We start from the raw sequence: 22622 nt of genomic DNA, 5'->3' as shown, positions 1-22622 counted from the left end.
GTGGACCGGGGACGCGTACACAAACGGCCGTTACACAGCGTACCAGCCCGCAGGCACGCTCCTGACCGGCGGTTCCCCGCCCGTCAGAGGCCGCCGCGGACCTTGGCGTAGACGTCGAGGACCGCGAGGCAGATCGGGACCAGGGACAGCAGCACCAGCGAGTCCGCGAGGTCCAGCATGCGGCCCCAGAAGGGGGAGAGCCCCTTCTGCGGGACGATCAGGGCGATCGCGATCAGCAGCAGCACGCCCGCCCCGACCGAGGCGCCGAGCCACAGGGTGCGTACGTCGACCGGGCCGGAGTCGCCCTGGAGCAGATCGATGATGATGTCGGCCGGCGGCGAGATCGCGAGGCCGAGGACCAGCAGCGCGAGCGTGACGACACCGGCCACGAACAGGCAGGTGACCTGGGCGGTGTAGCGGAACAGCCGGGCCCGCAGCATCGCGGCGAGGCCGGTGCACAGGGCCAGGAGCTGGGCCCAGCCGCTGTCGCTGAAGCCGAGCACCGCGCCGCCCGCGCCGATGATCACGGCGGCGCAACCGCCGACGAGGCCCAGCAGCAGCTCGTGGCCGCGGCTGGTCTGGGCGACGATGCGCTGGACGTCGACGGCCTCGAGGTCGCCCTCGCGGCCCTCGCGGCGGGCGCGGGCCAGGTCCTCGGGGTTGCGGAAGCCGATCGGGAGCTTGGCGAAGCGGGCCGACCAGCCGGGCAGGAAGCCGACCACCGCCAGGGCGACGACCGTGGTGCCGGCGGCGATTTCGCGAGGCTCGGCCTCGGTGAGCACGCCGCAGAACACGGCGAGCGTGCCGATGGCCGAGGCCAGCGCGGCGGCCACGAACGGGGCGTCGCCCTGCGGCAGCAGCATGATCAGTACGACGGAGCAGAGCAGTACGGCGACACAGCCGACCAGGAACTGGATCCTGCCGGGGCCCTCGCCCGCGTCCTGGGGGATGACACCGGAGCCGGCGATGAGCGCGTGCGGCAGGGCCGAGACGCCGAGCGCGACGGCGGCGCCGCGGTCCTCGTACACCCGGGCCCGCACCCCGGCGAGCGACGTCAGGGCGAGCGCGGTCACGCCGGCCAGGATGCCCTGCAGGCCGTGCATGTCGTGCCGTACCGGATCGGCGAACCAGAAGACGAAGCCGAGCATGACCAGCAGCAGCGACCCCGCGACCAGGCCCGCGACCCGCATCAGGTTGTCGTTCCAGCTGCGGACGTCCTGCTTGACCGCCGCGGCGATGGCGTCCACCACGTCGTCATGGACCGCCGGCGGCAGCGAGTCGGCGAAGGTGCGCAGCAGCAGCACCTCGCCGTCCCTGACCCGGTGCTCGAGCAACGACCGGCTCGCGTCCAGCACTTGGCCCTCGCGGGTCACAAGGTGGTAGCCGGCGGGACTGGTGTCCGACTGGACCAGGCCCGAGAGTCTGACGATCTCGGGAAAAAGGTCCTGGACCGGCAGGTCCTCCGGCAGCGCCACATCGACGCGACTGTCCGGCGCTGCGATGGTGATTCGGCAGAAACCTGTCGAAGTCCCCGTGCTCACCTGGTGTTCCCCCTGCTAGACAAGGCTTCTTCACGCCGCTCCTACGACGCGGCTCGCCACCCTATCCGCTGCCGTGCCCGGGGAAGGACCTACCTCCCGCATTCCTCCCAGGACCTGCGCCGCATCTCCATCCGCCTGACTCCATCGGGCACCTGCCGCATCAGTAGGATCGACCTCTACGCGAACGACGCCTACGCGAACGAGAACACGTCGCGGTACAACGGGGGCGTCGGTGCCAGGACGTACGTATCAATCGCGAAGGATGAGTGCATCGGTGAGCGTCGTCATCATCAAGCGGCCACCGCGGATAGTGCCCCCGGCCGTCCCGGACGGCGAGGTCAAACTGGAGACGCCCCCCGAGATCCCTCGCGAGGGCGACGAGAGCATGCTGATGAACCTGCTGCCCATGATGGGCATGCTGGGTTCGGTCGGTTTCTTCTTCATGCCCAACCTGCCCTCTTATATGAGGGTGGTCGGTGGTCTGATGCTGGCCTCGACGCTGGCCATGGCCATCGCCCAGTTCGCCAAGTCCCGGCAGGGCGGCGGCGCGGGGATGGCCCAGGACCGGCGTGACTACTTCCGCTATCTGGAGCAGGTCCGCAAGGACGTGCACAAGACGGCGGAGCTGCAGCGGCAGAGCCAGCTCTTCCAGCACCCCGACCCGGAGCAGCTCTGGGCGGTGGCGGCCGACGGCAAGCGGCTGTGGGAGCGGCGGCCGACGGACGCGGACTTCGCCTCCGTACGCATCGGGCGCGGTGTGCAGCAGCTCAACACTCCGCTCGTCGCGCCGGAGACGGCGCCCAAGGACGAGCTGGAGCCGCTGACCGCGGCCGCCATGAAGGCGTTCCTCGACGCGCACGGCTCGCTGTCCGATCTGCCCGTCTCCATCTCGCTGCGCGCCTTTTACCACGTGACGGTCTGCGGGGACTCGGACACGGTGTACGGCAACGCCCGGGCCACCCTGTCGCAGCTCGCGACGCTGCACTCGCCCGAGGACCTGATGATCGCCGTGGTGGCGCACCCCTCCGCGGCGGCGGACTGGGACTGGATCAAGTGGCTGCCGCACAGCCAGCATCCGAAGGCCAAGGACGGCGCGGGCTCGACCCGGCTGCTCTTCGACGACCTCGGTGAGCTGGAGGAGGCGCTGGCGGACCAGTTGGGCGACCGGCCCCGCTGGAACCGGGAGGCGACCCCCGTCTACGACCAGCCGCACCTGATCGTGGTGCTCGACGGCGGCACCGTGCCGCCGGACTCCGAACTGGCCAGCAGCGAGGGTCTGCAGGGCGTCACCTTCCTGGAGATCGCCCCCGGCCCGCTGGAGGAAGAGCTGCGCGCCGGTCTGACGGTGTACGCCAAGCCGGACCGGATGCGGCTGTTCGTCGGCCACGAGTCCGCGTACACCGGCAAGCCCGATGTGCTGAACCCGGCGCAGGCCGAGTCCCTGGCGCGGCAGCTCGCCCCCTTCCGGGTCGGGTCCGCCGAGGAGGGCGAGCCCCTGCTGTCCAACCTGGACTTCACGGACCTCATGGGCATCGGCGACGCGGGCACCGTCGACGTCTCCCGCACCTGGCGTCCGCGCACGCTGCACGAGCGGCTGCGGGTGCCGATCGGTGTCGGTGAGAACGGCGAGCCGGTCATGCTGGACCTCAAGGAGGCCTCGCAGGAGGGCATGGGCCCGCACGGCCTGTGCGTCGGCGCCACCGGTTCCGGCAAGTCCGAGGTGCTGCGCACGCTGGTGCTCGGGCTCGCGGTGACGCACTCCTCGGAGACGCTGAACTTCATCCTCGCGGACTTCAAGGGTGGTGCGACCTTCGCCGGTATGGCGGACATGCCGCACACCGCGGCCGTGATCACCAACCTCGCGGACGACCTCACCCTCGTCGACCGGATGCGCGACTCGATCATGGGTGAGACGCAGCGCCGCCAGGAGCTGCTGCGCTCGGCGGGCAACTACGCCAACCTGCACGACTACGAGAAGGCCAGGGCGGCGGGCGCCGCGCTGGAGCCGATGGCGTCGCTGGTGATCGTGCTCGACGAGTTCTCCGAACTCCTCACCGCCAAGCCCGACTTCATCGACATGTTCATCCAGATCGGACGTATCGGCCGATCGCTGGGCATCCACCTGCTGCTGGCGTCGCAGCGCCTGGAGGAGGGCAAGCTGCGCGGCCTGGACACATACCTGTCGTACCGGATCGGTCTGCGGACCTTCTCCGCCGCCGAGTCCCGTACGGCGATCGGTGTCCCGGACGCCTACCACCTGCCGTCGATCCCGGGTTCCGGTTATCTGCGCTACGACACCGACACCATGGTCCGCTTCAAGGCGGCGTACGTGTCGGGGCCGTACCACGGTGAGGGCCCGTCCCGTGTGCACCGTTCGACGCAGCTGCGGCCGGCGCTGTTCTCCGCGGAGCACGTGGCGCTGCCCCCGCAGCCGGTGATCGAGGAGCCGGAGCCCGACAACCGGGTGGACGACGCGCTCGCCGACACCGTCCTGGACGTGCTCGTCGGCCGGATGGTCAACCAGGGTCCGCCCGCCCACCAGGTGTGGCTGCCCCCGCTGGAGGAGGCGCCGTCGCTGGAGCAGTTGCTCCCGCAGCTCGCCGTCACCCAGGACCGCGGCCTGACCGCGCCCGACTACACCGCGCTCGGCCGGCTCAATGTGCCGGTCGGCCTGGTGGACAAGCCGTTCGAGCAGCGGCGTGACGTGCTGTACCGGGACTTCGCGGGCGGTGCGGGCCATGGTCTGTTCGTCGGTGGTCCGCAGTCCGGCAAGTCGACGCTGCTGCGTACCCTCATCTCGTCGTTCGCCCTCACCCACACGCCGTCCGAAGTGCAGTTCTACTGCCTGGACTTCGGCGGCGGCAGCCTGATCGCGATGGAGGATCTGGCGCATGTCGGCGGCGTCGCCAACCGTCTGGACGCCGAGAAGGTGCGCCGTACGGTCAGCGAGGTCGAGGGCATCCTCGAAGCGCGCGAGGAGTACTTCCGCGTCAACAACGTCGACTCGATCACGACCTTCCGTCAGCGCCGCGCCGCGGGCCAACTGCCCGACCAGCACTGGGGTGACGTCTTCCTCGTCATCGACGGCTGGGCCACGTTCAAGACGGACTACGAGCTGCTCGAGTCGACCGTCACGGAGATCGCGACCCGCGGCCTCGGCTTCGGTGTGCACGTGATCCTCACGGCCAGCCGCTACACCGAGGTGCGACCGGCGCTCAAGGACATGCTGCAGAACCGCATCGAGCTCAGGCTCGGTGACCCGACGGAGTCGGAGATCGACCGCAAGGTCGCGCAGAACGTCCCCGCCACCGTGCCGGGCCGTGGTCTGACGCCGGACAAACTGCACTACATGACGGCGCTGCCGCGCGTGGACGGCTCCTCGGCGACGGACGACCTGTCGGAGGCGACGTCGATCCTCATCCGCGGGATCAACGACAACTGGCAGGGCAGCCACGCCCCGGCCGTACGACTGCTGCCCACGATGATGCCGGCGGACCGCCTGCCCAAAGGCTTCGAGCACCCGGACCGCGGTGTCGCCATCGGTATCGACGAGTCGTCGCTGTCGCCGGTCTTCGTCGACTTCGAGACGGACCCGCTGTTCATCGTGTTCGGTGAGAGCGAGTCCGGTAAGTCCGCGCTGCTGAGGATGCTGGTCAAGCAGATCACCGAGCGCTACACGCCGGACCAGGCGAAGATCGTCATGGGTGACTACCGGCGTGCCCACCTGGAGGGCGTGCCCGACTCGCACCTGTCGCGGTACTGCGCGTCGGCGCCGGCCCTCACGGAGACGCTGGAGGGCCTGGCCGGCTCGATGCACCGCCGGATGCCCGGCCCGGACGTCACGCCCGAGCAACTGCGCAACCGGAGCTGGTACAGCAGCCCGGACGCGTTCGTCATCGTCGACGACTACGACCTGGTGGCGACCGGCGTAAACCCGCTGGCCCCGCTCCTGGAGTACCTGCCGTTCGCCCGTGACATCGGTCTGCGCGTCATCATCGCGCGTGCCTCGGGCGGTGCGAGCCGGTCGCTGTACGAGCCGGTGATGCAGCGGATGCGTGAGCTGGGCGCCCAGGGCGTGGTGCTCTCCGGCGACCGCTCGGAGGGCGCGCTGCTCGGCAACATCACCGCGTCGCAGCTCCCGCCCGGCCGCGGTTACTTCCACACGCGCCGGCGCGGTGGCCAGCTCATCCAGACGGGATGGCTGCCGAACCGGTTCTGAGGATCGGTCGGTCCAGTGTTCAGGGGCGGTACCCGGGTGGGTGCCGCCCCTTCCTGTTGCCCTTGGGGGTGGGGCTGTCGAGGGGCCCGGCGTTAAGGTGGCGGTGCGACCTGGACACAGGTGCGAGAGACATAAATGACGAGCCACGGGGGGCAGTTGTGCCGTCGGAATACATGGACTCCGATCCCGCGGTCCTCAAGACCGAGGGCTTCCACATGTTCAACGTCGGGGTGGACTTCGCCAAGGCCGTGACGGCGCTGCAGACGGGGCTGACCGCGCTCGAGGAGGGCGACACCCCGCCGTGGGGCGACGACGACATCGGCGAGAAGTTCGGCGTCGTCTACGAGGGCCTGCGCGACGGCATGTACGAATCGATGGCCAGCCTGGCGGAGCGGATCGCAGGGATGGGGGTCGCCTTCGGCAAGATGGGCGTGGCGCACGAGCAGAACGAGGCCGAGCAGGAAGCCATCTGGAAGGAGACGATGGCCCAGTACGACGGGCAGGTGGAGGTGCCCTCCGGGGTCGCACACGCCAGGTTGCGGCCTCACCAGGACCTCCTCTGATCAGGACCTCTGACCAGGACCTCTGATTCCGACGGGCACATGCGGGGCGATCGACGCCAGTAAGGTGAGACACGTCCGTCGTTCGCACATCAGGAAGAGGCCCAGCAGCATGACCGAGGCACGGGACAACGAGGTCGGGACTCAGGCCGAGGACATCAAGGCCCGCAAGGAGCGGGAGCGCGACGAGCTGTACGCCCTCGACATCTCCGGGGTCGAGTGGCACTGCGCGCCCGGTACCGAGGAGCACGAGGAGCGCGTCGAGATCGCGTACCTGCCCGAGGGCGCGGTGGCCATGCGGTCCTCCCTCGACCCCGACACGGTGCTGCGGTACACCGAGGCGGAGTGGCGGGCGTTCGTACTGGGGGCGCGGGACGGGGAGTTCGACCTGGAGCCGACGCCGCACAACGGGGGCGTGACGGCCGACTGAGGGGCTCGGAGCCCCGGTCGGCCGCCTAGGATCGACGTCGTACGCGAACAGATCGGCGCCGTGCGCGAAGGCATCCGCGACGGCGGAGGACGGGGACCCATGACCGGCTCGACCGACGACTACGCACCGCACTCCCACATAGGTGGCCGGGGCGCCGCCCTGCGCGCGCTCGCCGCGTGGCGTGGGGCCGCGCCCGGCGCGCCACGCGTGGTCGTGCTCACCGGCAGCTCCGGCAGCGGGCGTTCGCGGCTGCTCACCGGGTTCCTGATGCTGTGCGAGCCGGAGTACCGCAAGCGGCTGCCGCTGGCCGAGATGGATCCGTCGACGGTGCCGCCGGAGCTGCCGGCCCCCGCGGTGCCGTCCGCCGAAGGGTTGACGGCGGCCCAGGTGCTGTGGCTGCTGGCCGACCACTACGGCCTGAACGCCACCAGCACCGAGGGGGTCTACGCCGAACTGGCCGCGCTCGACGAGCCGGTGACCGTCGTCGTACCGGACGTCGACCGCGCAGGCCCGGTGCGCGCCGCGGGCGAGCCCGAACGGCTCGTACGGGACGTCCTCGCACCCCTGGCGGCCACCGAGACGGTCCGGCTGCTGGCCGAGGTGCCGCGCCGGCTTGCCGCCGAGCTCGCCGAGATCCTGCCGTCCGACGCCGTCCAGGTCATCGATCTCGACGAGCGGGAGTGGGCCGACCCGGAGGGCCTGGTGCTGCATGCCCGGGCCGCGCTGAATCCGGAGGTCGGGGCACCCGAGCTGCCGTTCACGGTCGATCCCGCCGCACGTCTGGCCCTGGGCGCGGCCATCGGCCGCCGGGCAGGGACGAGCCCGCTCGTCGTCGAACTCGCCGTCCGCTGCGTCCTGATGGCCCCGGAGGGCTTCGACCCGGCCGACGAGAGCCTGTTGCCGACCTCAGTCGGTGAGTCCCTCGACCTGCATGCCCGGCGGCTCGGTGCCGACCCGCGGACGCTACGGCTGCTGCTGGCGCCGCTCGCCCTGGCCGAGGGCGAGGGGATACCCGTCCAGTTGTGGGCGCGGTTGGCGAGCGCGGTCGCCGAGCAGGACATGAGCCGGGCCATGGCGGACGGGATGCTCCTCGCCGGGCCCTTCGTCCAGCCCGAGGACCGGGAAGAGGAGGGAGCGGGAGCGGGCGGCGGCCGTACGCTGCTGCGGCTGCTGCACCCGGCCCTCGGGGACGAGATCCGCGCCGGTCTGCCGAGCGTCCGGGCCGCCCAGACGCAGATCGCGATGGCGCTGCTGGAGGCCGTGCCGGAGCAGGACTGGAGCAGGGCCGATCCGTACGTGCGCGACCACATCGCGGGCCACACCCTGGAGGCGGGCCTGCTGCCCCAACTCCTCACGGACCCGGGGCTGTTCGTCCACGCCGACCCGGTGCCGCTGCGCGCCGCCGTCGAGGCCGTACCGACCGAGGCGCTGGGTGCACCCGCCCGTACCTACCTTCGTACGGCCCCTCTGCTGACCCGTACCCAGGCCCCTGTCACGCTGCGGGCCGCTCTGCTGGAGAGCGCGTTCGTCGAGGACGGGCTGCCCGAGTACGCCGAGGCCATCCACGGCCGGCTCGGTATGGAGCTGCCGTGGCAGACCCTGTGGAGCCTGCCCGTCCCCGGGATCACCGCCGCGACCGTCGGCAGTCTGCCCCGGCCCGAGAGGCCGGCCACCCCTGTCGCCGTGCTCGTCGTGCCCGCGGGCACGCCCGGTGCGCTGCCGGTCGGCGATCCCGGCGAGGAATCCGGTTCCGCGGTGCTCGTCCATGGGCTCGTACAGGCCGGTCTCCTCGGCGGCACCGACACCGACACGGATACGGATACGGACACCGACACCGACCTCGACCCCGCGCGGATTCTGCGTCCCTCCGAGGAGGAGCGGGCCGCCGCGCCGCTGGGGCTGAGCCGTGGCGCGGACTATCTGCGGGTCTGGGACCGGGGGAGCCAGGAGGTCGTCGCCGCGATGGTCTCCGACACGCCCTTCACCGCCGCCGACCTCTCCTCCGACGGCATCCTGCTCGTCGCCACCGAGCGCGGGGCGAAGGCCCTCCGGATCCGCTCGGCGGGCACCGGGATAGCCTCGTAGGCACGTACGGCATGGTTCGGCTCGTCGGTACGTATGGCGTGGTCCGCCCGTCGGCACGTACGGCGCGGTCGGCCCGTCGGCACGTACGGCGCGGTCCGCCCGTCGACACGTACGGCGCGGTCCGCCCGTCGACACGTACGGCGCGGTCCGCCCGTCGGCGCATACTGCGCGGTCCGCCCGTCGTCCCTCTTCTTCCCCTCGACCTTCTTCCCCTCCACCGACCAGCCCCGAAGGAGCCTCCCCGTGACCAGTCAGGAGCAGGCGCTCGCCATCGCCGACCGTTGGCTCAACCCGGACGGCTCGGCGGAGCCGCGCCGTGAGGTCCGGATGCAGGAGTTCGACCTGGGCTGGGTCGTGTGGGCCGCGCCCGCGGAGCCCGAGCGTGACCCGGTGACCGGGGAGCGCCGGCCGCCCGCCGAGATCGGCAACGCCTGCGGGGTCGTGGACCGCCGCACCGGCGAGCTGACGGTCTGGCCGTCGGTACCGGTCGACGAGGTCGTGCGGATGTACCGCCAGAAGCACGGCGGCGCGGCGCAGGGCGCGGGATCGCCGGAGGGCGCCCGTCCGGTCACCGGCCCCGGCAACACCGCCGTCTTCACGTTCGTCGACCCGGCGAACGGCGAGGAGACCACTCTCTTCCGCACCTCCGCCCCGGGCATGCTCCCCGCCGAGTACCAGGCGTGGGCCGAGCTGCGCCGGATGAACGTCCCCGTCGACAATGTCGTGGCCATCCACACCGACCTGCGCCCCAGTCTGCTCCCCGGCGGTTACACGGCCGAACTCCTCAACTCCTTCCGCAACGCCCAGCTCTCCTGCTCGCAGACCTACGGAGCCCGTCCCGAGGCCCGTGCGGAGGGCATCGCGGCGCTGGTCGAGCAGGTCGAGACGATGCACCGGATCGCGGGGCAGCAGCCACCGCCCCGCCCGCACCGCGTTCCGGTCCCCACCCAGGTGACGCCCGCCGAGCCGATGCGTGACGTGGCCCTCGGCCGGCATCTCGTCGAGGTCTTCGGCCAGGACGGCGTATGCCGCTTCGACGCCGACGACATCGCCGGCAGCCCGCTGCCCGAGGCCACCAAGGAGACGCTCACCTGGGCCGGGCTCCCCGCCGACCTCCCGCTGTTCTTCACGGCCGACCGGCCCGACGCCCCTCCGGCCGGCGGGCTGTTCACCGACGTCGCGACGAATCTGCGCGAGCGGCGCAGCCCGGCCGGCGAGGAGAAGATCGGCACCCTGGCGCATCTGGTGCGGATCGGCTTCGACGGGGTGGCGGTCGTGGCGGTGCAGTGCCTGCCGGGTTCCGGGCAGCCGGACGGTCTCGGGGCTGTCTGGGCGGTGGATCCGGTCACCGCCGAGGCGCGCTACGTCAATGTCTCGGTCGCCGCCTTCGCCCGTTCCCTGGCCCTGATCGCCACGGTGCGGGAGCGGATGCAGGGCCTGGACCCGGTCGCGGCGGGCGGTGAAGTGGCGGAGCTCCAGGGGCAGTTGGCGGCCGTCGACGCGTCCGCGACGGCCAACGCGGAGACCTGGTGGTCGCTGATCGTCGAGCAGATGTGGCATGGGCTGTTCTGAGGGGCCTGGGCCTCGTGAGTTCAGACCCTGGCCTCGTGAGTTCAGACAGCCATGCCCCGCCCACCACCGCCGAGCAGGCGCTCGCCATCGTGCGCGGCCGGTATGCACAGCCCAGGCTGCCGGACGGCACCCCGGTGGAGCTGCGCGTCGAGGAGTTCGACGTCGGCTACCTGGTGTACGCGGTGTTCCCGCCCGTCACGGACGCCGCCGGGCGGCCGGGGCCCGCTCCGCCCGGTGGCAGCAGGATCGTGGTCTGCAAGGAGACCGGCGAGACCGTCACCGTTCCCAACTGTCCGACGGAGACGGCCATCGCGCTGTACCGGAGGCAGCGCGAGTCCGGATGATCGGTGCAGGACGGGTCTTGGGCCTCGGTGATCAGTACAGCGAGAAGCCGCCGCTGTGCCGGCCTTGGCCCTTCTTGCCGGACTGTGATGCCTGGTCCTTGGAACTGCCGGGGTCGGACTGCCCGGCCGCGGCGTCCCCGCTCGCCGGTGCCTCTCCGTGCCTGATCCGGTCGCGTTCCTCCTCCGACAGCGACTCCCACTGGCCGCGCAGGGACGCCATGCCTCCGCTGAGAGCGCGGGCCACCGCGGGGTCGTCCAGAGCGTCGCGCAGGGCGAGTCGGCCGGAGAGCATCCTCTTCGCCGCCTCCTGCAGGTCCTTGCTGACCCCGTCGGTCTCGGTCAGCTTGCGCAGGGCGGAGTTCAGGGAACGTATCTGCTCCGGTTCGAGTGCCTCGTCCAGTACGCCGCGGTCCGGTGGGTTCGGAGAGTTCTCGGGTCGCCCGGTCATGTCGATGCTCCTCGTTTCTCCTGGCGTCTCGACACCCGCAGTATCTCCCGTCACTTGAGGGGGGAATTATTGTCATGGCTCGGGCGCGCCGACGGCCTGGTCTTCCTGATCGCCGGCCTCGTGGGTGCTCAGCCGGGTCAGGGCAGCGCATCCGCCAGCGACGCGCCCGCAGCCGCGAGAATGATCGCCATCATGGCCCAGCGGGTGCGTGCGCGCCGCGCCAACTCCACGCTGGCACCGGCGAAGACGAAGGCCGAGCCGTACACCACGGTCCCCACGCCCGCCTGCGCACCGTCGTTGAGACGCCCCACCATCACGACGAGGCAGACCAACGCCACGAGCGCCCCCGCGGCCATGAGGCCACCGCGGGCGCTCCGCGCCTGCCGAGACCGTTGTCTCGCGAACCCCGGATCCGGTTGCCCCTGGAAACTCGCCCTGACTTCGTCCACGCCGGGCAGGACCGGATCGCCCTCGCCGCCTCGCGTCTGCATCTGAACCTGTTCCCCGCCGCGTTCCCGGCCGTACGTCGTCATGACGAGGCAGCGTAGGTCAATTGGCTAAGCTCACGCACCATGTTGCCATCGCACACACCCTCCCCCGCGCCGGACGCCACGGTCATACGGACCGGCCGCCGCGGTGCCATGGCCGGACTCCCCTGTTCCGTCGTCCTCATCGCGCTGGGCGCCGTAGGCGTCCTCGGTGCCGTCGTGATCGCCACCGGGAACCAGAAGGGCCAGTCCAGCCCCGCGGGGTTCGTCGGCCTCGCGTTCATGGTGCTGTTGGGTGTTGTCGGCGTGTTCCTCTTCATCGCCAACTGGGCGAACCGCAGGACGAGGATCCTCGTCGACCACACCGGCCTGTGGATCGACACCGGAAAGCTTCGCAACGTCATCCCCTGGCAGACCCTCGCCGGAGTCGGCCTGTACTGGAGCAAGTTCGGCCGCAGCCAGAAGGTCTACTCCCTGGAGCTGTTCCCCACCGGCCCCATCGACCGGGACGACCCGGTCCTGTGGACCCTGGTCCGCGACGAGGAGCCGTTGCATCCGAACCTGCCCCGCCTGCGCTACCGCGTCCCCTTCCCGGCCGGCTGCCAGGAGCAGGTGGTCTCGGCGGTCCAGCAGTACGTCCCACACATCTGGCTCGGCAAGTCCGAGCGCGCGCAGGGGCACATCGGCCGACCTGACGTCAAGGGACACAAGGAGCGAACTCGGGGCCGTACGACTCCGTAGGACGTAGGACTCCGAAGGGCTCCGCACAACGGCGGTGACCTGCAACGGATTTGTGACAGCGAACCTCTGAAGTTGCCTGCGGACGAGTCCGTAAACTTTGCGGACGGCTGTACTCCTGTGTGTTTTCCCTTGACGGATGAGGGAGTTGTACGGCCGTGCTGTCCGACGGGGGTGCTTCTGCTGTGGCGATGATGTTGCCGGACGAGCTCGAGTGGGTTCTCGAGATGCTGGGCTTCCACTGGCCCACGGCGAACGAGGACAAGCTCAGAGACTCCGCCGACGTGTGGCGGAAGTTCGGCGACGACGTCAGAGGGCTGCACACCAAGGCGAACACCAGCGCCCGGCAGGTGGTCGCCCACAACGCCGGCGAATCGATCGACAAGTTCAGCAAGACCTACGAGAAGTTCGACGCCGGAAACGGCTCCGACGGCTATCTCGCGAACGCCGCGGAGGCCGCGTACCTGATCGCGAACGTCCTGGAGTCCTGCGCCTACCTGGTCGAGTTCGCCAAGTGGGCGGTGATCGCCCAGCTCATCGCCCTGGCCATCGAGATCGCCGCCGCCCACGCCGCCGCGCCCTTCACCTTCGGCCTGTCCGAGGTCGCCGGCCTCGGCGCCACCCAGGTCACCCGGCTGATCGTCCGGCGCCTCCTCGACGAGCTCAAACAAGCGCTGATCGAGGCCATCGTCGAGACGATGAAGGAACCCGTGATCTCGGCGGTCGAGGCGATCATCTCCGACTTGATCCGCCAGACCGTGAACGTCGGCTTCGGCGCCCAGGAGGGCTACGACGTCGGCGCCACCATCAAGGCCGGCGGCACGGCAGGCCTCGACGCCCTGCGGCAGAGCCCGCAGACCTTCGCCGAGGGTGTGCGCGACAGCCTGGGCCAGAAGGCGGGCAGCCGGGCGCGGGACGCGATCGACAGCCGTATTGACGGGTATGACGGGCCGTCGGGGTTGTCGGGGGGTGACATCGGCGGCGACTCCGGCTTGGGAAAGTCCGATTCTGGGGGCTCTAACTCCACGTCCTCCGAATCGAGTTCGTCGGGATCGGGAACGGGATCCGGACCGGGATCGGGATCGGACTCCTCCACATCGACGCGTACGAGCAACGGCAATGTCCCCGGCGCGAACATAGGCAACGGCATATCCGCCGACACGGGCGGCACCGACGTGGGCGCACCCAACATAGGTGCGGGGCCCAGTTCCGACTACGGGTCGGGGTCCGATTCCGGGAGCCCGTCCTCCTCGGACACGCCGTACGCACGCCCGACACAGTCCCCGTCCGGATCGTCCCTGTCCGACTTCGACGACCCCTCACCCGGCGGTCCGTCGTCCAGTTCCTCTTCCTCGGACTCCAGCGGTCCGTCCAGCACACCGAGCACCTCCGGCCCCTCCCACACCAGCGGTGGCTCCCCCGTGTCGGGCCTGTCGTCCCCGACCGCGCAGTCCGCGCCCACGCCGGCGTCGTCCGGCGGTACGTCGTCCTCGCCCGGGGGCGGCTCGATCGGCACCCAGATCGACGGCTTGGCGGCGAGCGCGCCCACCCAGTCCAACGCGGCACCGACACCGACGACGGCCGACTCGTCTCCGGCCGGCACCGGCGGCCGCTCGGACGGCGGCTCGGCGATGCCGACGTCGCCGACAGCGCCTTCTACCGGGGGTACGACTCCGGGCACGCACGCCGCGCCGGGCGGTTCGGGTGGGACGCCGTCGGCGACGAGCCCGACGCCCAACTCAGGCCCGCCGAGGAACCCTTCCACCGGCACGCCGACCACGCCCTCCGCAACGGGGACCGGCCCCGCGTCCACGCCGAGCCCCACGTCGCCGACGACGCCTCGCAGTACGCCGACGCCGACACCGGCACCGACACCGACACCGGATGGCCGAATACCCGGTACGGCGGACGGGCGTACGTCCAGCACGCCTGACGGTCGTACATCCAGCACGCCCGACGGTCGTACATCCAGGCCCGACGGACGTACGTCCAGCACACCCGACGGGCGAATACCGACTCAGCGCACTCCGGGGAGCACGACGCCGGGCGACGGGACCACGCCCCGCAACTCCCCCGGGACCACAACCCCGGGCGACCGCTCCACGCCCGGCAACACCCCTGGCACGACGCCGGGCGACCGCACACCGCCCCGCAACACCACGGACCCGAGCACCGGCACCCGTACCACCACCCCGGGCCAGAACCCGGCCCAGTCGACTCCCCCTATGACCGCAGCGCCGTCCACCGGCACCCCCACGTCGACGCCCTCCCCCTCGACCGGTACCGGCCCCGGGCGCACTCCGAACCCCTCACCCCAGCCCGGTCCCACGAACAACCCCACCAGTCAGGGCACACCCAGCACACCCGGCACGGCCGGCACCCCGAACCAGCCGAGCACCGGCTCCACCCCCACCAGGCCACCCCACCAGCCGCCGGGTAGCACGCCGAACACCCCGAACACTCCAAGCGCTCCGAACACCCCGAACCAGCCGACCGCGCAGCCGAACCCCCAGCAGCCCCCGGCGAACACTCCGAACCAGCAACAGCAGCCCCAGGTCACGGTCACCCCGGTCCCCATCCACCACGTGACGCCGACGCCGCACAACCCGCCCCATCAGTCCACCCCACGGACCCCGGACTCCTCCACCCCCAACAACTCCCACCAGCAGAACTCCTCGGACAACCCCAAGCCGAAGGACCCCCCGACCCCGGCGTCGGAGACCCGCAACACCAACCCCCCGGGCGGCGTCATCGACCCCACCCGGGATGAGCAGGACGCCCTGGAGAACTCGGTCCCCCGGGACGAGAACGGCGACCCGACCCGACCGCCGAACCCGGCGGACGGCCGCTGGGTCGAGCGCATCAACGGCGAAGGCCGCGACGTCCCCGGCCGCAACAACAACTGCGTCGACGTCGCCCTGTCCACGGTGGACACCTACGCGGGCAACCCCACGGCAGCGGCCAGCCGCACCCCCGACCTGGACGCCGACGGCAACCCCTCGGACCGCGGCGAGAAGGGCGGCCGCGACCGCATCGAGCACACCCTGGGCGCCCGCTTCAGCGACCTGGGCAACGGTCGCGACGCCTTCAACCGCCTGGAGAACACCCTCCGCGACAGCGGCCACGGCTCACAGGCCGTGATCATCACGCAGGACGCCAACGGACGGGCCCACGCGTGGAACGCCGTCAACCACAACGGCAAGATCACCTACATCGACGCCCAGACGGGGCAGCAGAGCTCCAAGCCGCTGCACAGCGGGGACAACGGGGTCTTCGCGATTCCGCTGGACTCGAACCGGCAGCCGGTCACCCCCGACCAGCACGCCGGCGATGGTACGCAGCCGCAGCGGAAGGCCTCCGAGACTCCCACGGGCGCCGACCGCAGGGCGCCCGACGAACCTGCCGGAACCGATCCCGATGAGACGAAGGGGTCTCCGGACGACGAGGGTGGCAAACCCAACACCGGGACGGCCCCTGAGCGGCTGGGCTCCACACCGTTCGAGGAAGACCAGAAATCGGATCACCAGCACTACGGTGTCGCCGGCGACCAGGCACAAAGGGACTTCCGGGACCACCGGGACATTCGACAGATCGACCTGGACCCCGTCTACGACACCCTGCGGGACTTTGCGAACAACGACAACGGCGGGTTGCGTGACCTGCTCGAAGGAAGCAAGAACGGGACGACCTGGCGCCGCGACGACCTCGCGGATCGCATTCCGGGCTTCAACGATCTGAGCCGAGGCCAACAGGCCGCGGCAGTGGGTGTTCTGGCACGCCTGAGCAATGACTTCCACATGAACCAGGGCGTGGGCGCCAGTCCGTACCGACGCGAGGGCGACCAGTCCGCTTACCGCTGGTCGGAGTCGGAGGACGCCACGGAGGCACGAGAGGCGCACCGGAAGCGCGACATAAATCGGCAGACGAACTTCCCGGGCAACGACAACGAGAAATACCGGGAATCAAGGGCCGCCGTCGCGGCGGCGAATGGAAAGCCCTTCTCTGAAGTGGTCGGCTCCGATGCCCCGTCCGCCAACCCTGCACAGCGCACCCGGCATTACCTCGACGAGACCTACGGCAAAAGCGTGGCCAGTCAGGTCGTAGACGCCACCGCGGACATGAAACCGAATTTCCTTGGGCGCAACTTCGCGGTCATGGAAGTGTACGACCCGGACACCAAACAGACCCACTACGTGGCCGACAGTTCGTTCAACTACGTGGGACCACGACCCGACCACTCCGAACCGCACTTGGGCGGCTGGATCGAACGCCTCAACGAGGACCGCGCGGCCAAGGGACAGAATCCGCTCGTCCCCGCACACCTGTACACGGAGCGGGAGCCGTGTGGTCACCCTTCCGAGTCGAAGGGGCACGCGGACTGCGGAGGCTATATCCGCGCCTATCTGCCGGAGGAGATGGGGACGACCTATGCAACGGCTTACCGAAAAGGCGAACAGGTCGAACCATTCGTTCCGAGCGAGGGCAGACCCACTGCGGCGCGGGCCATGGAAGTCGATTTCCAGGATCACTTGAACAAGGTTGCTGATATCCTCAAGGCTTACGCCTTGCCGACTCCAAATAGCCCTGCGTAGAGAAGACTTGACGGTAGGAAATACCTGACCCATGAGTACCATCCCAAACCCGGATGAAGTCACGGCAGAACTCGCGCTGAACCGTGCGCTGCAGTGGATCGACCGGCCTCGCGAAACAAGTGCCTGGCTGTGGATCGGCGGGCGGGCAGGCAGCGGCAGAACGGCGCTGCTGCGCGAGGTCGTTGCCCGCCATCCGGCCGCGGCTTACGTCGACTGCGCCGGCAGGTCAGCGGAGGAGGTGGCCCGGGAGTTGGCGACGGTCCTTGGCATCGCCGCCTTGGACACCTTCAAGGGCGACATCGCCGCCGTGGCCCGCCGGATCAGCGACGACCCCGTGGTCGTGCTGGCGAACACGCAGTGGGCGGGCCGGCTGCGCACCTCGCGCGAACCGCAGCGTGTGCTCGATCGGGTGGCACGGGCGCTGATCACGTTCCATCCCCGCGGGCTGCGGATGCGTCTGCTGGTCGAAGTCGACGATGCCCCGGGCAGGGCCGCCGAGTTGGGCGGACGGCATCTGACCCTGCAGGGGGGCTTCGAGAGCATGCCCGCCTTCGCGCAGCCGGACGAGGATGCGAGCCTGTCGTCCGCCCTTGATGCGCTGGCGTTGGCCGAGCACCGCTTCGTTCCCATCCCCGTGTGGTCCCTGCTCTGCTCCGCCCTCGGCCGGGACATCCCGGAGTCCGGGCTGGAGTCGCTGCTCGGCGACCCGGTGGCCGGGGAATGGATCCACCGGACGGACGACGGGACCGGCACTGCCCTCGTCTCCTTCAAGCAGGAGGCCGCGGCCCGGCAACTGCGTGCGCAGATGCCCGCCGAGGAGGCCAGGTCCTGTCACGCGCGCGCAGTCACCGCGCTGCCGGCCGCAGACGCCCCCGAGGCCACACGCTGGTACGCCGAGCGCGCCCTGGCCGGTCACGCTGCCGCGGCCGGCCGGTTCAACGCGTTCCTCGAGGACACGGCAGCGGTCGCCGGGGTGGGCCACGAGTCGCTCTTCGAAGGGTTCGAGGCCGCGTTCCATTCACGACCCATCCCGAAGGGAAGTGCCGGGGCCCGTCTCCACTACCTGGCGCTCCGTGGCGTTCAGCCGTCGTCCCAGGGTGAGTGGCTGGCGCTGTTGCACCTGACCCTGATGCAGGCCGGGCCGACGGAGGAAGCAGCCGCCGACCGGCTCCTGTCGGCGGCCGGCCCCGTGGCCCTGCCCTGGCGGACGCTCTGGGCCGAAGGCGTCGGCGCCGGCGTGTTCAGCACGGATGAAGTGGTCAGGCGCCCGATCGTCCAGACGCTCCAGATCGTGCACACCCCGACCGGCGACCTCGTCACAGCCCGTACCCGCCGCGAACACATCGCCACCTGGGACCTGGCCACGGGCGCGCCCCGCCCGGAGCCCGATGAGACCGCGGACACGTCCGGCACCACGCAGGCGGATCAGGGGCCCCGAGGGTGGCGCCCCGCCGGAGCCGCCGGCGGGGAAGTGGATCTGCCGCGCATGCCCCAGTACATCCGTGACGGCGTGCGCTCGGGCCATCGCGTCGCCCTGGCCTCCATGGACGGCGTGTGCGTGATCGAGATCAACCAGGGCACCGGACAGGAAGACGCACCAGGCCTCCTCACGTGCCTGGTGGGCACCGACACGACACTTGCCCGGGCAGACCTGCCCGCCCAGGCCCTGGCCCCCACGACCGATTGGCTGACGGACATCTTCGGATCCGCGGCGGTCAAACGGTTCCCGCAGGAGACCCTGCCGGCCACCCTCTCCGACGGCGTCACACGGACCTTCCTCTCCGACGTCGGCTTCCCCTGCGTCACCGGCCTCCTCGAACTCGACACCACCGGCCTTCAGGACACCGGCCTGCTCCCCGTTGCCGAGCCGTTCGGCAAGCCGGACGACGCGGAGTCCACGTACTTCTCCCTCGGCACCTGGCAACGTGCGCGACTCCTCCTCGACGGCCGCGACGGGCGCGTGCTACAGGACGGCTGGTCGGGGATAGAGGACGAGCTGGCCGGAAGCAGTCTCGGCCAGTTCGTCGCGATGGTCCGCCTTTACTACTGGTGGCGCGCCTCCGACTGGTCGATCGAGGACACGGAGTCGGATCTACGTCACTGGCTGAACCTCATCGACCCTCAGGCCTTCCAGACACAGGGCTGGCAGAGGGTTTTCGAGGACTACAACTTCGACGACCGGGTCTGACGGGCCGGGCCCGGTTTCGGATTCCGAGGCCAAGGGCGAGGCCCCGGGCCAAGTTCGAGACCGACGTGACGTCGCCAGACGCACCACCGCGACTGGAAGATCACCCCGGTGCCCGATATCAACGCTGAGGACTGGGCTCGCATCGAGATCTGGCGGGAGCTGCCCGCGCGGCAGCGGCGGGTGTTCTCCGTTCTCGGTCCGGCGCTCAGCGGTAAGACCGCGTATCTAGAAGCAGTTCGGGATCGTTGGCCCAGCGCCACACTGATCGACTGCCGGGGCATGAATGCCGACGCGGTGGCTACCCGCATGCGTGAAGAGTGCCGTACCGCCCCTGCCGGTCGTCCCTGTGTCCTCCTCCTGGCCAATGTGCAGTACGCAGGTGAGGTCCTGACGTCGACCGAACCGACCCGCGTGGCGGAGATCCTGGCTCCGGGATTCAGACGGTTCGAAGGCCGACGAAGCCGCGAACGCACTGACTTGGCCGCCGGAGACGGGCTGGTCCGGGCCGACCCGTCGCAGCGAACTCCTGGCCCACGACGCCGGCGAGGAGGGGCCTGATGACGAGTTCCTGCCTGTTTCACTGTGCCTTGGCAACCTGGCGGTGTTCGCCGGCCCCGGAGGTGTCTTCGCCGTGGAAGCCGCCGATGCGGAAGCGGCGCACGTACTCGCTCCACTCCGCGGGGCGCCCCTCCTTGGCTCAAATACCGCCGCAGGCCCCATCCTGCCTGTGAATACGTCGACGACGAGCGCGGCCGACTTGGCAAAGCTCCTCCCCGACGCGCCCGTTCTGCGCACCCGACCCGAAGACCTGCCGACCGGACTCACCGATGAAACCGCCCGCCGGGTACTCACCGACATCGGTCTTCCCGTCATGGACGAAAAGGGAATCAGGCTGGAGTCCGATTACGAGAAATTCCTGTGGGAACTTCCCTGGACCAAGGACATCGAACAGCCCGCAGCAAACGGCCCGTTCTTCCAGATCGGCTTGTGGATGGGAGCCGAGATCGTGATCGACGGCCCCTCCGGGCAAGTCCTGCGCATGCCGCGTACCGCCGACGAGAGCGGACTCGACGGCTCCTCGTCGCCACGTCCCTCGACCGCTTCCTGGCCATGGTCACGTGGTGGATCACCGGACGTCGCATTCCCGGGACGCTGGAGAACCGGGACGAAGACCATCTGTACCGCCAGCACATCGAAGACGCCGTCCGGGAAATCGACGCGGCCGGCTCCCAGGCCGAAGCGTGGACGTACGCATTGCACAACGACTGACGCACCATCCGCGAGGGTGCAGGACAGAGACCGCGACCGGCTCAGAGGCCGGCTGCGCGCCCTTCCCCCACTCTCATGAGCATTCTCGGATGGGCGAGTTGCTGCGCAGTGAGCATGGGATCGCATTGGCGGAGCGGGCGCCGAGCCCAGCTACTTCCGTCGCCCGCGCGCTCTGCGAGGCGAGCGGCGCACCCTGTGGAACTGGTGCATGCTCCCCGTACTCGCGACCGTGAGACTCTGCGCCATCACCTGGAACCGGTTCGAGGCGTTCTTCGAGGCTGTCTTCTGGCGTGAGAAGAAGCAGCCCGGCAAGCCGTTCCATGGCGGCTGGGACAGCATGGCAGGCCAATTGGCGCGGGCCATAGCGCCCCGGACCAAGACCAGCACGTCCGTGGTGTTGCAGATCACCGACCGCCGCCTCCAGCTCGCTCACCTGTCCCGCGCACACTCCTTCACCTGCGCACTCGGTCCGGCCGAGGCGGGCTGGGCCACGGAACTTCGCAACGTCCCCTATATCCGCGACCGAAGCGAGGTGGTAGGTGGCGACCACGAGATCGGTTTCGCGGACGGTTCGTAGTGCTCGGTCCATTTCGGGGCCGCGGTTGGAGCCGTACGGCGTCGGCGTTCCCCTTCCAGTTGAGCCACCTCGAGGCACTGCCGCACACGGGATGAACACCGAATCATCCTCGATGCCCTTGATGCCCTTCACGCAGCCCGCTCCGCCCCCGACGGCCCTCTCCTGATCTCACTGATAACTTGCTGTTCTTACTTGTTCACTCCGTGGGAATCCGATGAGCCAGCCGCCGTTCCAACCGCCACCGCAGCCCCCGCAACCGCCGCAGCAACCCCCGCCGGACCCCAACAACCCGTACACGCAGCCGGCCCCACCGCAGTCGGCCCCGGGATTCGGTCCGCCGCCAGCCCCTGGGCAGCCCCCGATGCAGGCCGGCCCACCGCCGGTCCCCGGGCACCCTCCGATGCAGGCGGGAGCGGCGCCGCAAGTCCCCGGTCAGCCCGCGATGCACCCCGGAATGCCGCCTGCCCCGGGCCATCCGGCGCAACCGATGTACCCGATGCAGCCCACCCCGCCGTTCCAGGCGCCTTACGGTCAGCGGCCGAACGCAAGCGGCCACCCGGTGGGCGCCGTTTTCCTCGGGCTCTTTGCGTCGGTCATCGTCTCGCTGCTCTACAGCGGCCTCGTGCTGGCCACTTACAAGGACCAGACGCTCACCCAGGCCCACACCATCTACCTGGTCCACGCCCTGGTCAACGGAGCGATCGTCGGCTGCCTGGTCGGTCTGGTGGGACACCGCAGCACCGGCGCGCACATCGGCGGAGCCGCCGTCGCCGCGGCCGGCGCCTTCTTCGGCTTCACCAACTCCATCCCGCTGATCATCGCCGAGAGCCAATCGCCCGCCGCCATCGGGGACATGATGGAGGCCGACCCCTTCATCCCGGCCAAGGCCTGGTGGAACAACGAGATCGACGGCGGAGTGGACTGGTTCTCCCCGCTCGGCCTCCTGCTCGCCGCGGCCGCCGCCTGGGGGCTCGCGTACCTCATCGGGAGCCGGCGCCGTCAGGTCTGACGTCTCAGCGGGAGCCGGCGCCGTCAGGTCCGACGTCTCAGCGGGAGCTGACGCCACCTCTCATCGAATGCCGCCCCCCGGGTCACCGCTTGGTGCCCCGCCGGCCGGGGCGGCCCTGGTGGCCCGGCCAGCAGCCAAAGCCCGGCCTTCGGTCGGCCCGTCTCCCGAGGCCCCTCAGCGAGCCCACCCACCCGCAGGACGATCACCACCACCATCGTCCATCGCGCGAGGCGAGCCATACGGTACGTCCCACCCGCCGCGCTCCCCCGTCCGCTACGCCCCCTCGAGCGACGCCAACACAAACGCCAACGGCAGCGTGGCGACCGCGAGTGCAAGCCCCGACGCCGCCATACCCGCGCGGATATCGCTCTTCCCCCGGATCGCCAGGTAAGCGGCGATCACCGGCAGGACGCAGCACAGCAGCAGGCTGAAATACCAGCCCTCTTCCTTGATGAAGAAGACCATCGCGGCCAGGCAGACCGGCACCGAGCCGACGCTCATGATGCGGCAACGCGAGAGGAAGAGTTCGAGGCCGTCGGCCCCGCCGAAGAAACTCATGATG

16 protein-coding genes are annotated in these 22622 nt (G+C 70.2%); 12 read left to right on the top strand and 4 right to left on the bottom strand.

What is annotated here, in order from left to right:
- Nucleotides 1–83: 83 nt before the first annotated feature.
- Nucleotides 84–1541, bottom strand: a complete 1458-nt coding sequence (eccD, locus tag ACP4J3_RS38330) for a type VII secretion integral membrane protein EccD (protein ID WP_426540949.1) — start codon at nucleotides 1539–1541, stop codon at nucleotides 84–86.
- Between the two features lie 274 nt (nucleotides 1542–1815).
- Between eccD and eccCa the strand changes: the two genes are divergently transcribed.
- The 6 genes from eccCa to ACP4J3_RS38300 all read left to right on the top strand — a co-directional run bounded on the left by eccCa (nucleotide 1816) and on the right by ACP4J3_RS38300 (nucleotide 10751).
- On the top strand, nucleotides 1816–5760 hold the full coding sequence (gene eccCa, locus ACP4J3_RS38325; protein WP_426540948.1) for a type VII secretion protein EccCa: 3945 nt from the start codon (nucleotides 1816–1818) through the stop codon (nucleotides 5758–5760).
- 173 nt (nucleotides 5761–5933) lie between these two features.
- Nucleotides 5934–6323, top strand: a complete 390-nt coding sequence (locus ACP4J3_RS38320; protein WP_426540947.1) for a hypothetical protein — start codon at nucleotides 5934–5936, stop codon at nucleotides 6321–6323.
- A 109-nt stretch (nucleotides 6324–6432) separates the two neighbouring features.
- Entirely contained in the window at nucleotides 6433–6750 is a 318-nt protein-coding gene (locus tag ACP4J3_RS38315) for a DUF397 domain-containing protein (RefSeq protein ID WP_426540946.1), read from the top strand.
- A gap of 99 nt (nucleotides 6751–6849) precedes the next feature.
- A complete protein-coding gene (locus ACP4J3_RS38310; RefSeq protein ID WP_426540945.1) occupies nucleotides 6850–8835 on the top strand; it encodes an ATP-binding protein in 1986 nt (661 codons plus the stop codon).
- Nucleotides 8836–9078: 243 nt separating this feature from the next.
- The gene (locus ACP4J3_RS38305; protein ID WP_426540944.1) at nucleotides 9079–10407 is read left to right on the top strand and encodes an SUKH-4 family immunity protein; all 1329 of its coding nucleotides are present in this window, start codon (nucleotides 9079–9081) and stop codon (nucleotides 10405–10407) included.
- 35 nt (nucleotides 10408–10442) lie between these two features.
- Nucleotides 10443–10751 (top strand): hypothetical protein, encoded by a 309-nt coding sequence (locus ACP4J3_RS38300; protein WP_426540943.1) that lies wholly within the window; start codon nucleotides 10443–10445, stop codon nucleotides 10749–10751.
- Between the two features lie 31 nt (nucleotides 10752–10782).
- On the opposite strand, the gene ACP4J3_RS38295 is transcribed toward ACP4J3_RS38300, so the two are convergent.
- Both ACP4J3_RS38295 and ACP4J3_RS38290 read right to left on the bottom strand, forming a co-directional pair.
- Entirely contained in the window at nucleotides 10783–11199 is a 417-nt protein-coding gene (locus ACP4J3_RS38295) for a hypothetical protein (protein ID WP_426540942.1), read from the bottom strand.
- A 137-nt stretch (nucleotides 11200–11336) separates the two neighbouring features.
- A complete protein-coding gene (locus ACP4J3_RS38290; RefSeq protein ID WP_426540941.1) occupies nucleotides 11337–11732 on the bottom strand; it encodes a hypothetical protein in 396 nt (131 codons plus the stop codon).
- Between the two features lie 39 nt (nucleotides 11733–11771).
- Here ACP4J3_RS38290 and ACP4J3_RS38285 point away from each other — a divergent pair, with 39 nt between their 5' ends.
- The 6 genes from ACP4J3_RS38285 to ACP4J3_RS38260 all read left to right on the top strand — a co-directional run bounded on the left by ACP4J3_RS38285 (nucleotide 11772) and on the right by ACP4J3_RS38260 (nucleotide 22060).
- Nucleotides 11772–12428 (top strand): hypothetical protein, encoded by a 657-nt coding sequence (locus tag ACP4J3_RS38285; RefSeq protein WP_426540940.1) that lies wholly within the window; start codon nucleotides 11772–11774, stop codon nucleotides 12426–12428.
- 188 nt (nucleotides 12429–12616) lie between these two features.
- Nucleotides 12617–17017, top strand: coding sequence for a toxin glutamine deamidase domain-containing protein (locus ACP4J3_RS38280; protein WP_426540939.1), 4401 nt, complete (start codon nucleotides 12617–12619; stop codon nucleotides 17015–17017).
- 31 nt (nucleotides 17018–17048) lie between these two features.
- Nucleotides 17049–19205: an SUKH-4 family immunity protein gene (locus ACP4J3_RS38275; protein WP_426540938.1), complete on the top strand. Its 2157-nt coding sequence runs from the start codon at nucleotides 17049–17051 to the stop codon at nucleotides 19203–19205.
- Between the two features lie 727 nt (nucleotides 19206–19932).
- Nucleotides 19933–20553: an SUKH-4 family immunity protein gene (locus tag ACP4J3_RS38270; RefSeq protein ID WP_426540937.1), complete on the top strand. Its 621-nt coding sequence runs from the start codon at nucleotides 19933–19935 to the stop codon at nucleotides 20551–20553.
- Between the two features lie 129 nt (nucleotides 20554–20682).
- Complete coding sequence (locus ACP4J3_RS38265; protein WP_426540936.1) at nucleotides 20683–21051, top strand: hypothetical protein; 369 nt, start codon at nucleotides 20683–20685, stop codon at nucleotides 21049–21051.
- A gap of 559 nt (nucleotides 21052–21610) precedes the next feature.
- Nucleotides 21611–22060: a hypothetical protein gene (locus ACP4J3_RS38260; RefSeq protein WP_426540935.1), complete on the top strand. Its 450-nt coding sequence runs from the start codon at nucleotides 21611–21613 to the stop codon at nucleotides 22058–22060.
- A 273-nt stretch (nucleotides 22061–22333) separates the two neighbouring features.
- On the opposite strand, the gene ACP4J3_RS38255 is transcribed toward ACP4J3_RS38260, so the two are convergent.
- Complete coding sequence (locus ACP4J3_RS38255; RefSeq protein WP_426540934.1) at nucleotides 22334–22618, bottom strand: hypothetical protein; 285 nt, start codon at nucleotides 22616–22618, stop codon at nucleotides 22334–22336.
- Nucleotides 22619–22622: the final 4 nt, after the last annotated feature.

It is taken from the genome of Streptomyces sp. UG1, assembly GCF_049974585.1.
Classification (GTDB): Bacteria; Actinomycetota; Actinomycetes; order Streptomycetales; family Streptomycetaceae; genus Streptomyces.
Note: the sequence above shows the minus strand (reverse complement) of the source record. Positions and strands in the feature narration are given on the sequence as shown.